Source organism: Rhodoferax sp. (genome assembly GCF_011391645.1).
Taxonomy (GTDB): domain Bacteria; phylum Pseudomonadota; class Gammaproteobacteria; order Burkholderiales; family Burkholderiaceae_C; genus Rhodoferax.
Map to the genome: position 1 here is coordinate 17934 of NZ_JAABQC010000025.1, position 13426 is coordinate 31359.

The window sequence follows — 13426 nt, forward strand, 5'->3', positions numbered from 1 at the left end:
TCAGGCCTTGCTCATAGCGTGTGGGTTTTGTCGCCGGTTTCAAACCCGAGCGCCTGCCAGGGTTCACCCTTGTAAAAACCGATCACCTTGAAGAACTCGCCCATTTCATGCTCCATGATCAGTTTTTGCGCCATCACCCGGGTCGGCAGGTCGGCGCTTTCCATTTGCGTGAGCAGGCCGCAGTTCATCAAAAACCGGCCCTGGTTGCAGTAACCGAGCACGCCCAGGCCAGCGTCGATGCCGGCCAGTGCGATGCCGGTAAAGTTGACATGGGCGGTGATGTCCTTCTGGCCAACGCGAACCAAGGGGTCATCGTCCACCTGGTGCGCCTGGTGGCACATCACCGTGCCCATGTGGCGCTGCGGGTGGTAGTACTCAGCCTCGGGAAAGCCGTAGTCGATCAAAAACACCGCACCGCGGGAAAGTTTTTGGCCGAGGGTGCGCGCAAAGGATTCGCCCTGCGGGTGGATTTCGGTCAGATAGTCATGAACCCCGCCGAGTTCCAGCGGCGGGCGCAGTGCCGTGGGGCGGTCGGCCCAGGCAAACGTGGGTGCGCCGTCGGCGTCAAGCGCGCCCTGCACCACGCCGCGTTCATGCCACTGGCCCTGCACCCGCGCCAGCAGCTTAACCGGCATGGCGTCGAGCACCTCATTGCCCAGCACCACCCCTTGCAAGTCGTCCGGCAGCGCATCGACCCAACGCACCTGCCCGGCAAAGGCCGCCAGAGTGGCCTGCTGGCGCTCGCGCAGGCTGCTTGAAATGTCGACGATGGTGTAGCGCGGCAGGGCCGCCCCCTGCGCTTGCAGGGCCTGCAAAATCTGCAGCGCCAGCGCGCCCGAGCCGGCGCCAAACTCCCACACTTCCTGTGTTTGTGTCACCTGCAAAGCCTGCGCCACCTGCTGCGCCAACGTCCAGCCAAACAGCGGTGTCATTTCAGGCGAGGTGACAAAGTCGCTGCCTGCACTGCGCGCGCCGTCCTGCACGGTGTAGGGCAGGGTGCCAAATTTGGTGCTGCCGTGGGCGTAGTAACCCAGGCCGGGGGTGTACAGGGCCTGGTCCATGAAGACATCGAAACCAATCCAGCCGCCGGCCTGAAGAATCGTCTGGCGGATGTGGTGGGCGAGCTCGCTCGTTAAACTGTGGGTTGTTGTCATACCCTGGAATTGTCCCCGAATGTCGAACACCGCCACCATTAGCTCTCCCTCCGCACCTGCGCAACGCACTGTTTTGGTGACTGGCGCCGCCAAACGACTGGGTCGCGAGATTGCCCTGACCCTGGCCAGATCAGGCTGGCGCGTGGCCGTGCATTACCGCGACTCGGTGGAAGACGCGCGAAAAACGGTCGCTGACTGCATCAAATTGTCCGGCGCCAGCGTCTCGTTTCGCGCCAACCTGACCAATGAAACGGCGGTGCGCAACCTGCTTCCCAGCGTGCTCGAACAGTTGGGCCAGGTGGACGCCATTGTCAACAGCGCGTCCACGTTTGAGCACGACACGCCCGAGACCTTCAGCTTCGCCGCCATGGAAAAACACATGCGCGCCAACACCGGGGCGGCTATTCTGCTGAGCCAGGCGCTGCACGCGCATTTGCTCACACGGGAGGGCGCCCAGGGTGCGGTGGTGAACCTGCTGGACCAGAAATTATGGAACCCCAATCCCGATTTCATCAGCTACACGCTGTCCAAAGCCGCGCTGGAGTCCGCCAACACCATGCTGGCGCTGGCGCTGGCGCCGCAGGTGCGGGTGGTGGGCGTGGCCCCGGGCCTGACGCTGACCAGCCACATGCTGACGCCGGAAAAATTTGAAGCCCTGCACAAACTGTCCCCATTGGGCCGTTCATCGACTGCCGCCGATGTGGCGGCCACGGTGGCTTTCGCGCTTGAAAACCAGTCCATCACCGGCACCACCCTGCTGGTTGATGGTGGCCAGCACCTGATGAAGTTTGAGCGCGATTTCTCGCTGCTGTAACAGCGGTCGACCTTTTCATCTACCCATTTCCCACACCATGACCTATTACACCAGCAGCCACACGCTGGGCCACCAAACCCTGACGCTCACCGGCCTGCGTTTTGATGCCAACCTGGGCATTCTTGAAGCCGAAAAAAACGCCCCGCAGCCGATCCAGGTGGATGCCGAGCTGAGCCTGGGGCTGCAACCCCTGCTGCCGGCAGATGATGACATCATGCATGTGCTGGACTACCGCAAGGTGCGCAAGATCATCATCGACGAATGCACCGCGGAGCACGTCAACCTGCTGGAAACGCTGATTGGCAAGCTGGCCAACCGGCTCATGCAGTTGCCTAATGTGAAAGGGGTGCGCGTCAAGATCGCCAAGCTGGAGATATTTGCCGATTGCGAGGTGGCCATTCGCGTTGAAACCGGTCAGTGGAACAAGGATTAAAGCCATGAATGCCGTCTGGACAGACATCGAAACCCAAGACGCCAACCGGACGTCTTTACCGGCCACCCCGGCAGCGCGCGAACCCAAAATCGAGCGGGAAATCCACAAGCTCGAAAAACGCCTGTGCCGCCAGGTCGGGCAGGCCATCATCGACTTCAACATGATCGAGGAGGGCGACCGCGTCATGGTGTGTGTGAGCGGTGGCAAGGACAGCTACGGGCTCCTCGACATCTTGCTCAAACTGCAAAGGCGCGCGCCGATCGACTTTGAGATTATTGCCGTCAATCTCGACCAAAAACAACCCGGTTTTCCGGCGCACATCCTGCCCGAATACCTGGCCAAACTCGGCATCGAGTTTCACATTGAAACGCAAGACACCTACAGCATCGTCAAGAAAGTGGTGGCCGAGGGCAAGACCATGTGCAGCTTGTGCAGTCGCCTGCGCCGCGGCATTTTGTACCGGGTGGCCGATGAGCTCAAGATCACCAAAATCGCGCTGGGCCACCACCGCGACGACATGCTCGCCACCTTCTTCCTGAACATGTTCTTTGGCGGCAAACTCAAGGGCATGCCGCCCAAGCTGGTGAGTGACGACGGCGGCCACATCGTGATCCGGCCGCTGGCCAACGTGGCGGAAAAAGACCTCACCCGCTGGGCCGCGCACCGCGAGTTCCCGATCATCCCGTGCAGCCTGTGCGGCAGCCAGGAAAACCTGCAGCGCCAGCTCATTGGCCAGATGCTGCGTGACTGGGAAAAACAATACCCGGGCCGCACCGAGACCATGTTCACGGCCATGCAAAACGTGGTGCCGTCACACTTGATGGATGTCAATCGTTACGATTTCAAAAACATCAAAATCACCGGGCAGGCCGATGCGGAGGGCGACAAGGTCTTTGACGAGGAAGAATTTCCACTGCCCGGTTTAGCGGGTTTGCAGGTGGTGCAACTCTGAAACAAGGAGACAACCATGCCTCTGGTCTCTGTCAAAATTGCGCGATCAGCGCTGGTCTTGCTGGTGTTTCTGGTCTCGGGCTGCGCCAGCACGCGGCTCATTGACAGCCAGGTCAGCAGTTTCACCGCGCAAGCGATTGCCCCCGGGGCCAGTTACCAGTTTGAGCGCCTGCCCTCGCAAATGGCTGATTCCGCGAATCAGGCCAAACTGGAAAAGCTGGCCGAGCAGGCGCTGGCCAAGGTGGGGCTCAAGCGACAAAATGCGGCCAAGTTAAGTGTGCAGGTCAGTGCCATCCAGCGCCAGGAGACTTATTACACTGACAGCGGCCTCAACATTGGCTGGGGTTTGGGGTGGGTATGGGGTCGTGGGGCCTTGAGTGTGGGCAGCTATGGTCCGCTTTTTCCAGGACTGGACGCGCGCACCAGCTATTGGCGCCAGGTCAGTTTGATCATGCGCAACGCGGCGGGTGTTGTGGTGTTTGAAAGCCATGCCAGCCACGACGGCATCTGGTCCGACAGTGAAACGGTGCTGGCCGCCATGCTGGATGCCGCGCTGCAGGGCTTTCCGACGCCACCGGCGGGCGTACGCCGGGTCAATATTGAAATACCGAGGTAAACAGTTGAGGACAGCGCTGGTTCACTGCATGTAACTGCGGTCTGTCCCACAAATTTTTAAAATGTTGAGGACAGAGCTGGTTCACTTCGTGTAACTGCGGTCTGTCCCACAAAATATTATGCTTGCCACTCGCATCATCGCCATCCGTCACGGAGAAACCGCCTGGAACGTGGACACCCGGCTGCAGGGTCACCTGGACATTGCGCTCAACACCAAAGGTCTCTGGCAGGCAGAGCAAGTGGCGGGCGCACTGGCCGGTGAGGCTGTTGATGCCATTTACTCCAGCGATTTGCTGCGCGCCTGGCATACCGCCAGCGCCATCGCGCAAACCACCGGGGCGCAGCTGGTGGCCACCCAGGAACTGCGTGAACGCTGCTTTGGCAACTTTGAAGGCCAAACCTATGCTGAGCTTGAGGCGCAGTGGCCCGAGGCGGCGCTGCGTTGGCGCAAGCGTGAGCCCGACTGGGCGCCGCCGGGCGGTGAATCGCTGCTGGCTTTGCGCCAGCGCATCGCCAGCACTGTGGATGCTTTTGCCTCGCAACACGTGGGCGGCCAGATCGTGCTGGTGGCCCACGGCGGCGTGATGGACGTGCTGTACCGGCTGGCCACCGGCCAGGAACTACAGGCCCCGCGCACCTGGCAGTTGGGCAATGCCGCCATCAACCGCTTGCTGTGGACTCGCCAAGGCGTCACGCTGGTGGGTTGGGGCGATACGTCGCACCTCGAAGAGCCCACCTTGGACGAGAACAGCACCTGATGTATGGGGTCGACGTCAGTCGACCCTGGTAGGTGCAAGTCTGCCCCACAAATGCGGTTCTTTCACGGTAACATGCCCGGCTTTGATGACCAACCTATGGAGAATTTCAGTGCAGCTTGTTTGTCTTGACCTCGAAGGGGTTCTCGTCCCCGAAATCTGGATCGAATTTGCCAAGCGCACCGGTATCCCGGAACTGTCGCGCACCACCCGCGACGAGCCCGACTACGACAAGTTGATGACGTACCGGTTGAATTTGCTCAAGGCCCATCAACTGGGTCTGCCCGATATCCAAAAGGTGATCTCCGACATGGGGCCGATGGCCGGTGCCCGCGACTTTCTGGACGCGTTGCGGCGCGACTACCAGGTCATCATCCTGTCAGACACTTTTTATGAATTTGCCATGCCGTTGATGGCACAGCTCAACATGCCGGTGCTGTTTTGCCACAAGCTCGAAGCCGACGCCGATGGTTTTCTGGTGAACTACCACCTGCGCATGCCAAACCAGAAAAAAGAAGCGGTGCAGCGTTTCCGGGAGCTGCAGTTCAACGTGATAGCCGCCGGCGACTCGTACAACGACACCGCGATGCTGGCCGAGGCCAACGCCGGCATCCTGTTTCACCCGCCGCAGAATGTGATCGACGAATTTCCCCAGTTTCCGGTGACGATGAACTACACCGAGCTGCGCGCCGAGATCGACCGGGCCGCCCTGCGATAAGGCTACTTGTTATTCGGACTCGAACTGCCCCGCATTTTTGCCTTTGAAGGGCGCGTAAAACGCCTTGATCTGCACCATGTCGGCCTCGATGTTGCCGGTCGGCACAAAGACCGGCCCCAGGCCGCTGAGCTTGCGCTGGTAGTCCATGTACGCCATCACGATCGGCACCTGCGCCGTCACCGCGATGTGATAAAAACCGGTTTTCCAGTAGCGCGTTTTGCTGCGTGTGCCCTCGGGCGGCACGATCAGCTGCAGCGGGCCATCGGCGGCCTGAATGGCCTGCGCCGAGGCCAGCACCAGGTTGTTGGTTTTTGAGCGGTCCACCGAAATGCCGCCGAGCCAGCGCATCAGCGGGCCAAACGGAAAGCGAAAAATGCTGGCCTTGCCCATCCAGTAAATGTTCAGGCGCAGCGCAAAGGCCACCATCAGGGTGTAGGGCAGGTCCCAGTTGCTGGTGTGGGGTGCGGCAATCAGCACGCTTTTTTTCGCCTGCGCGGGCAGCGCGCCTTGCACTTGCCAGCCAGTCAGCTTGAGGAATGTCACCGAAAACACGCGCAGCAAGGTGTTGATGAGAGGGGTAGAAAATATGGTGCGATGCATGACTGAAACGATGGCGTTAAAAACGTCCAGCAGCCGTTTCACAGGCACCAAACGGCGGTCCTTTCCGGGCCGAATTATGGCTTATGTCTCCAGGTCCATGGCCGTCTGCACCTGCTGCAGCGGCGCTTCATGTTGGCGCCACAGGTGATGCTCTGCGGCGGTCATCAGCGAACCCACGCGCACCCCCAGCAGCCGCAGCTTTTGCTGCAGCGCAATCCGCTTGAGGCAAAGACCGGCATGGTGGCGGATGGTGGCAGCATCAAAGGTGTGGTCGGGCAACGTCAGGTCACGCGTGACGCTCTTGAAGTCATCAAAACGCAGCTTGATGCCAATGGTTTTTCCGACATAGCCCTTGCGCTGCAGGTCTTGTGCCACCTGCTCGCACAGGCGGGTAAAAATGGCCCCCAACTCGGCCCTGTCGCGCACCGCGTGCAGGTCGCGCTCAAACGTGGTCTCGCGGCTGATCGACACCGGCTCACTTTCCAGCACCACCGGGCGGCAGTCGATGCCGTGGGCGGCGTCGAACATCCAGGCCCCGGTTTTCTGGCCAAAGTGGTCGATCAACCAACCCACGTCCTTTTGCGCCAGCTCGCCAATGGTGTGGATGCCCAATTGCTGCAGTTTTTCATCGGCCTTGGGGCCAATGCCGTTGATCTTGCGGCAGGCCAGCGGCCAGAACCGGCCTTCCAGGTCGTCTTCGAAAACGATCGCAATGCCATTGGGTTTGTTGAATTCGCTGGCCATCTTGGCCAGCAGCTTGTTGGGCGCCACGCCCACCGAGCAGGTCAAGGCTGTGGCGTCATAAATGGCTTTCTGGATCAGCCGCGCCAGCACCCGGCCGCCTTCGCGCTGGCCGCCGGGAACCTGCGTGAAATCGATGTAAACCTCATCAATGCCACGGTCCTCCATAAGCGGCGCAATGTCCAGAATGATGTCCTTGAACGTGCGGGAATAGTGCCGGTAGGCGGCAAAGTCCACCGGCAGCAAAATCGCCTGGGGGCAGAGCCTGGCCGCTTTCATAAGCCCCATCGCCGAGCCCACGCCAAACTGGCGCGCGGCATAGGTGGCGGTGGTGATGACGCCGCGCCCGCTGTAGTCTTTCAGCCGTGGAAAGTCGGCGACCGGGATGCTGTGCGGCGCTCGCTCGTCTTGTGCTGCCTGCAGGTCGTCATTCTGCGCCCTGCGCCCGCCGCCAATGACCACCGGCAGCCCCTTGAGCTGGGGGTAACGCAGCAACTCGACGGAGGCATAAAACGCGTCCATGTCGAGATGGGCAATGCGGCGCAGCGGGGCGTTCAGTGGGGTGCTCATGAGGTCTTGATTTTCGATGCAACCGGGGCGGCAGCCTCTTGCCATTGGCCCAATGCGGCCAAAATGAGCGCGATTGCCTGCTTTTTTGGTGCGCCAAGTCAAATAAATGGCCAGCCATTCAGGTTAAGCTTGCCGGTGTTTTTTGGGTTGTTTCGGATTATTTGTCAATAGGTGGTTTCATGGATAAGCATTTTTTGAGTTCTCTGTTTTCGCCCGCCTCGATTGTGGTGTTTGCGGGCAAGCCCGAGGAGCCCGAGACACAGACCCCGCAGGCCCGTGTCTTGCACCAGGCCATCACGGCCCAGCGTTTTGCCGGAAAACTGATTTTTCTTGATATTCACGCCAGTGGAACCCTGGCCGATCTGGCCGCAGTGAATGCCGATCTGGCCATCATTGCGCTGCCGCCCTCCGAGGTTGCTGCTGCGCTGGAAATTGCCGGGCGCATCAAATGCCGTTCAGCCCTGGTGATCTCAAGCGGCATTGATGCCGCTCTGGCGGCTGACCTGCACAAAATGGCCACCCGCGACGGTATTCACCTGCTGGGTCCCAACAGTCTGGGCTTTCAGCGGCCGCACCTGCAGCTCAACGCCAGTGTGGCGGGCGATTTGGCAAAGCTTGGGCCGCTGGCGCTGGTATCGCAGTCAGGCGCGCTGACATCATCCATTCTGGACTGGGCCAAAAAGAACGCCGTGGGCTTTTCCACGGTGGTGTCGCTCGGGCCCAATACCGCAGTGGACATGGCCCAGGTGCTGGATTTTCTGGCCGCAGACGCAAAAACACACAGCATCGTGATCTATATGGAGGGCATCACCAATGCCCGGCGCTTCATGAGTGCGCTGCGCGCGGCGGCCAATGCCAAGCCGGTGGTGGTGCTCAAGGCCGGGCGCAAGCCGTCCAGCAATCAGGCGGCCCTGACCCATTCCGGCACCATCGTGGGGAGCGACGACGTGTTTGATGCCGCGCTGCGGCGCGCTGGCGCGGTGCGGGTACGCTCGTTTGTGGCCCTGTTCTCGGCCGCCAAGTGCCTGGCCTCGCGTTACAAGCCGGTGGGCAAGCGTTTGGCCATCATCACCAACGGCGGTGGCCCGGGTGTGCTGGCCGCCGACTGGGTGTGCGAAATCAATCTGGTGCTGGGGCGACTCACGCCCGAGCAGGTGGCCGCCCTCAAGCCGCTCATGCCACCCTTGTCCACCCTGACGGATTTGATCGACGTCTCAGAAGATGCCGGGCCGGAACATTTCCGTCTGGCCATTGAGGCTGTCAGCAAAGCCCCCCAGATTGACGGCATTCTGGTGATTTATTCACCAAAAATGGGGTCCGACGGTGATGCCGTGGCCAGCGCCATTGCCGATTTCAATCGCCATGTCAGCAAGCCGTTGCTGACCTGCTGGATGGGCGATGCCACGGTGGGTGATGCCCGCAAGATTCTGAACGACGCCAACATCCCCACCTTCCGCACCCCCGAGGCGGCGGTGGGCGCGTTTGGCAACATTGCCTCGTTCTACCAAAACCAGCAACTGCTGCAGCAAACACCGCCCCCGCTGTCTGACCTGTCGCAACCGGATGTGGAAGGCGCCCGCCTGCTGATCGAGAGCGTGCTGGCAGAGCGCCGCAAGGTGCTCACCGAGATGGAGTCGAAGGCGCTGCTGGCGGCTTTTCATATCCCGGTCACCAAAACCATTCTGGCCCGCAGTGCCAATGAGGCCATCATGATTGCCACCCAGCTGGGTTTTCCGGTGGCGCTCAAGATCGACTCGCCTGACATCAGCCACAAGTCAGACGTGCAGGGCGTGGCGCTCAATATCCTGAACGCCACCAGCGTGCGCGACACCTACCTCGGCATGATCCACACGGTGACCAAGTTGCAGCCACATGCCCGCATCAACGGGGTGACGATCCAGAACATGGCCAACCTGAAGCGCGGGCGCGAGGTCTGCGTGGGGCTGGTCACCGACGAGCCGTTCGGCCCGGTGATCGCCTTTGGCGCGGGTGGCACCATGATCGAACTCATCAACGACCGCGCCATGGAACTGCCGCCGCTGAACCAGTTTCTGGCGCGCCGCCTGATCGAGCGCTCACGCGTCGCGGAAACCCTGGGGATTTGGCGCGGCGCGCCGGCCGTTGACACGGAGGCGTTGGAGCAGATACTGCTGCGCGTGTCGGAGATGGTGTGCGAACTCCCCCAACTGCGCGAAATGGACATCAATCCCATCATCGTCGACGAGTCGGGTGCGCTGGCCGTGGATGCCCGCATCGTGGTGGACAACGCCGCGCCGTCGGTGCGCCACTACAACCACTTGGCCATCCTGCCGTACCCGTCGCAGCATGAGCAGTTGTGCCCGTTGGCGGGTGGCGGCGAATACATCGTGCGACCGGTGCACCCGGACGACGCCACCATGCTGCAGGATTTTGTGCGCAGCCTGTCGCCCGAGAGCCGCTATTTCCGTTTTGTGTCCAGCATGCAGGAGCTGCCGGCCAACATGCTGTCGCGCTTCACGCTGATTGACTATGACCGGGAAATGGCGCTGGTGGCGCTCATCACCGAGGAAGTCACCGACGCGCAGGGCGAGAAAGCGGAAGCCACGCGCATCATTGGCGTGTCGCGCTACATCACCAACCCCGACCGCGCCAGCTGCGAGTTTTCGCTGGTGGTGGCCGACGAGTTCAAGGGCCGTGGGCTGGGTTCGAGGCTGATGCTGTCGATCATGGACTTTGCGCGCGAAAAGGGCCTGACCGAGATCGAGGGCCTGGTGCTGGCCAACAACCCCAACATGCTCAAGCTCATGAAGGGGCTGGGCTTTGTCGTCAAGTCCTTCCCGGAAGACCCCGACTTCAAGCTGGTCACGCACCATTTGCAGGTGGTGTGAATTGAAGGGGCGCACCGGAATTGGATCCGCATGCGCCCCCATTGACCTGATTGCGAGGACGAGGGTGGCTGGACTTTGCTTCAGACATTCTGTGTGACTCTTGAAGACCCATCGCGGTCAGTCAACCTCCGAAAGTGCCTCCTGCGAACCCGACATTGGCACCAGTTGGCAGCTCTTCAATCGGCAATCTGGTGATGATTTCGTGCGAGGGAACGCTCGCCGTCCGTTGACCAACCGGGGCGTAGTGGGATGCGCTCCGCTATCGTCACAAACTACTTGACCCTGGCCTTATACATATAGCCAGTCTCCGATCTGACTTTTGACTTAAATGGGTAGGTCGCATCATTAGGATCAAAAGAAAGGACGATATTGGGCGTTCTACAACCGGAGAATCTGACGGTGTCCGCAGCAATCGTTACGTTGCGCTCACAACGCATAAGACCGCCGGTGTATGTACCCGTCGCGATGACATTGAGCTTCGCCACGATGTCTTTCCCGCTATCCACAAATATGGCTTCGGTTGCCCCGCTGTCGCGTGTATCGGGATTGGTCCATTCAATAACCCATCCGTTGGCAGGCTTAAGCAATATAGTCTTCAGGTCTTGAGCATTCGCTGATAGAGAAAACGTGGCCGTGAGAACTATTCCGGCAATGGCTAATGCGAGTTTCTTATTCATGGCAGTTTTCCTCTTGGCATTTGGTTGGCCAGCCCTGTGCAGGGTACGGTATCAGCATAGGTGACTCGCAGATACCCCTGATTGATAAATCGCAAGTGGAGCCATAAATATGATAACGATGGACTAGTCGGTCAATCCCGGTGGTCGCTGTGGCCTGACGCTCGAACCGCTCCTCACCGAGCGAACCGTTCGAATCTGTCGCGAGTGGACGGCACCAACTTCGCCGTACGTTTGATTCAGCCCAGACCCCGAAGAGACATTGGGATGGTCAATCTGCTCGTTCCAACGCGGGCATTCAAATTCTGTCGATCCGATCCAGCTTACCGCCGGAGTGCCGTTCGGAGTTGTGAGTGGTATTGGCGAACAGACCAAATTCGAACCAAGCGCAGTGCAATTTCCCATCAGCAGCTAGTCACACGCCGTCAAAATTCTTGATGCTGCCCAAACAAAACAACAAAAGATGCACAACTTGAGTGCATAACGTTATGCAATCGCCGCATCAATCTAAAATGCTTGCGCACCAAAACAAATCATTTACTCACTTTTAAGCCTCACAACGCACCAATATCGCGCACGTACTTGCCGAGGCAACTTCTGAAATGCACTGCTTTGCAATCCAAGTGATGTTGACTCTTTATCACCGACTTATTTTTTAACCCTCAAGGAAACCTATATGAAATACAAAACCCTGCTCGAATTCATGGACTACGTCAAAGCACGCGACCCGCATCAGCCGGAGTTTCACCAGGCCGTGCAAGAAGTGATGGGCAGCTTGTGGGGTTTTATCAAAGCGAACCCCCATTACGCCGACAGTGGCATCCTGGAGCGCTTGGTTGAATCCGAGCGTGTGATTCAGTTCCGTGTGTCGTGGGTGGATGATCACAACCATGTGCACACCAACCGCGCGTTTCGCATTCAACACAGCTCGGCCATTGGCCCGTTCAAGGGGGGAATGCGCTTTCACCCGTCGGTCAACTTGTCGATTTTGAAGTTTTTGGCGTTTGAGCAAACCTTCAAAAATGCCCTGACCACCCTGCCTATGGGTGGCGGCAAGGGCGGCTCTGACTTTGACCCCAAAGGCAAGAGCCGCAACGAGGTCATGCGTTTTTGCCAGGCTCTGATGGTGGAACTGTACCGGCATCTGGGCGCTGATACCGATGTGCCTGCGGGCGACATTGGAGTGGGCGGGCGCGAGGTGGGCTTCATGGCTGGCATGATGAAAAAACTCTCCAACAACGCCGCTTGTGTGTTCACCGGCAAAGGCTTGACCTTTGGCGGCAGCTTGATCCGCCCCGAGGCCACTGGGTATGGGCTGGTGTACTTTGTGGAAGACATGCTCACCCGTAACAAATTCAGCATGGACGGTATGCGTGTTTCAGTGTCGGGCTCGGGCAACGTGTCGCAATATGCCATTCAAAAAGCCATGGAACTCGGTGCCAAGGTGGTCACGGCCTCAGACTCCAACGGCACGGTGATTGATGACGAAGGCTTTACCCCCGAGAAATTGGCCGCAATGATGGATATCAAAAACCGCCAGTATGGCCGCGTGGAAGATTACGCCAAACAGTTGGGTCTGCGCTACGAGGCAGGCATCAAACCATGGAGTGTGCCGGTGGACATTGCCCTGCCCTGCGCCACACAAAACGAAGTCAGCGGCGACGATGCCCGCGAGTTGGTCAAAAACGGGGTCAAGTGTGTGGCGGAAGGGGCCAACATGCCGTCCAACCTCGATGCCATCGAAGTCTTCCTGCACAACAAGATTTTGTACGGTCCGGGCAAGGCCGCAAATGCAGGCGGCGTGGCAACCTCCGGCCTGGAAATGACTCAAAACGCAGAACGTCTGCCATGGGGACGCGACGAGGTGGATGCCCGCTTGCGTTTGATCATGACTGACATTCATACCAACTGCGTTCGCTACGGCGAGCGAGAGGGCGGCTTTGTGAACTATGTTGATGGAGCCAACATTGCTGGCTTTGTCAAAGTGGCCGACGCCATGTCGAGCCAGGGCGTCTACTGATCCACTCCTGCACCTTTTCAGCGCAGTCGCTGCGCGGCCTAAATGGGGTGTTTTTCAAGAGCTGCAGGGCTGGCGCTGCGATCACTGCACGCTGCCCTGCCTAGTGTGATGATTGCTCGGTGGCTTTTAAACCTTCGGTTTTGCCCCTGCTCAATCGGGCATGAGAACTCCTAAGTCTGCGCAGTCGATGGAGTATTTGAGAAAGGGGTTGATGGACGCTGGCTTTCCCGATAACGAGCACTCGTGGCCGGTAGCCCCCGCTGCTTTGCAGATCCAAAACTTTCTCCAGATTTGACGGTCGATTTTGACGGTCGGCTTCGGAAAATGTTGAGCGACTCCGCTAGACCCTAAGCCGACAGCCAAATTTCCAGACAGCGGTCATCCAAATCGTCGGATTACCGCCTTGTGACTGCGGTTCGTGTACTCATTTTGTCGGTTGCGGACATCGCTCTTCACTTTGCCGACTGCGCCTTGGGAAAGCTCCATATCCCGTTTATCTTCGGCTGATACGTCC

At 59.3% G+C, this 13426-nt stretch carries 12 protein-coding genes; 8 read left to right on the plus strand and 4 right to left on the minus strand.

Annotated features, from left to right (window positions below; genetic code table 11):
- Window positions 1–11 precede the first annotated feature (11 nt).
- A complete protein-coding gene (locus tag GPS82_RS05235; protein WP_296491807.1) occupies window positions 12–1154 on the minus strand; it encodes an SAM-dependent methyltransferase in 1143 nt (380 codons plus the stop codon).
- 19 nt (window positions 1155–1173) lie between these two features.
- Between GPS82_RS05235 and GPS82_RS05240 the strand changes: the two genes are divergently transcribed.
- From GPS82_RS05240 to thrH, 6 genes are all read left to right on the plus strand, one after another.
- Window positions 1174–1968: an SDR family oxidoreductase gene (locus tag GPS82_RS05240; RefSeq protein ID WP_296491809.1), complete on the plus strand. Its 795-nt coding sequence runs from the start codon at window positions 1174–1176 to the stop codon at window positions 1966–1968.
- A 37-nt stretch (window positions 1969–2005) separates the two neighbouring features.
- Window positions 2006–2401: a dihydroneopterin aldolase gene (locus tag GPS82_RS05245; protein WP_296491811.1), complete on the plus strand. Its 396-nt coding sequence runs from the start codon at window positions 2006–2008 to the stop codon at window positions 2399–2401.
- Between the two features lie 4 nt (window positions 2402–2405).
- The gene (gene ttcA, locus GPS82_RS05250) at window positions 2406–3353 is read left to right on the plus strand and encodes a tRNA 2-thiocytidine(32) synthetase TtcA (protein WP_296491813.1); all 948 of its coding nucleotides are present in this window, start codon (window positions 2406–2408) and stop codon (window positions 3351–3353) included.
- Between the two features lie 15 nt (window positions 3354–3368).
- Complete coding sequence (locus GPS82_RS05255) at window positions 3369–3968, plus strand: DUF4136 domain-containing protein (protein WP_296491817.1); 600 nt, start codon at window positions 3369–3371, stop codon at window positions 3966–3968.
- Between the two features lie 118 nt (window positions 3969–4086).
- Entirely contained in the window at window positions 4087–4725 is a 639-nt protein-coding gene (locus tag GPS82_RS05260) for a histidine phosphatase family protein (RefSeq protein WP_296491819.1), read from the plus strand.
- 109 nt (window positions 4726–4834) lie between these two features.
- On the plus strand, window positions 4835–5440 hold the full coding sequence (gene thrH, locus GPS82_RS05265) for a bifunctional phosphoserine phosphatase/homoserine phosphotransferase ThrH (RefSeq protein WP_296491821.1): 606 nt from the start codon (window positions 4835–4837) through the stop codon (window positions 5438–5440).
- Between the two features lie 9 nt (window positions 5441–5449).
- Here the strand turns inward: thrH and GPS82_RS05270 are convergent, their stop codons facing one another.
- On the minus strand, window positions 5450–6040 hold the full coding sequence (locus tag GPS82_RS05270) for a lysophospholipid acyltransferase family protein (protein WP_296491825.1): 591 nt from the start codon (window positions 6038–6040) through the stop codon (window positions 5450–5452).
- An 81-nt stretch (window positions 6041–6121) separates the two neighbouring features.
- Window positions 6122–7351, minus strand: a complete 1230-nt coding sequence (gene dinB, locus GPS82_RS05275) for a DNA polymerase IV (protein WP_296491826.1) — start codon at window positions 7349–7351, stop codon at window positions 6122–6124.
- Window positions 7352–7530: 179 nt separating this feature from the next.
- On the opposite strand from dinB, the gene GPS82_RS05280 reads away from it, so the two are divergent.
- Window positions 7531–10218 (plus strand): bifunctional acetate--CoA ligase family protein/GNAT family N-acetyltransferase, encoded by a 2688-nt coding sequence (locus GPS82_RS05280; protein WP_296491828.1) that lies wholly within the window; start codon window positions 7531–7533, stop codon window positions 10216–10218.
- Between the two features lie 272 nt (window positions 10219–10490).
- Here GPS82_RS05280 and GPS82_RS05285 read toward each other — a convergent pair whose 3' ends face one another.
- Window positions 10491–10895: a hypothetical protein gene (locus GPS82_RS05285; protein ID WP_296491829.1), complete on the minus strand. Its 405-nt coding sequence runs from the start codon at window positions 10893–10895 to the stop codon at window positions 10491–10493.
- Between the two features lie 673 nt (window positions 10896–11568).
- Between GPS82_RS05285 and gdhA the strand changes: the two genes are divergently transcribed.
- Entirely contained in the window at window positions 11569–12912 is a 1344-nt protein-coding gene (gene gdhA / locus GPS82_RS05290; RefSeq protein WP_296491831.1) for an NADP-specific glutamate dehydrogenase, read from the plus strand.
- The last annotated feature ends 514 nt before the right edge of the window (window positions 12913–13426 follow it).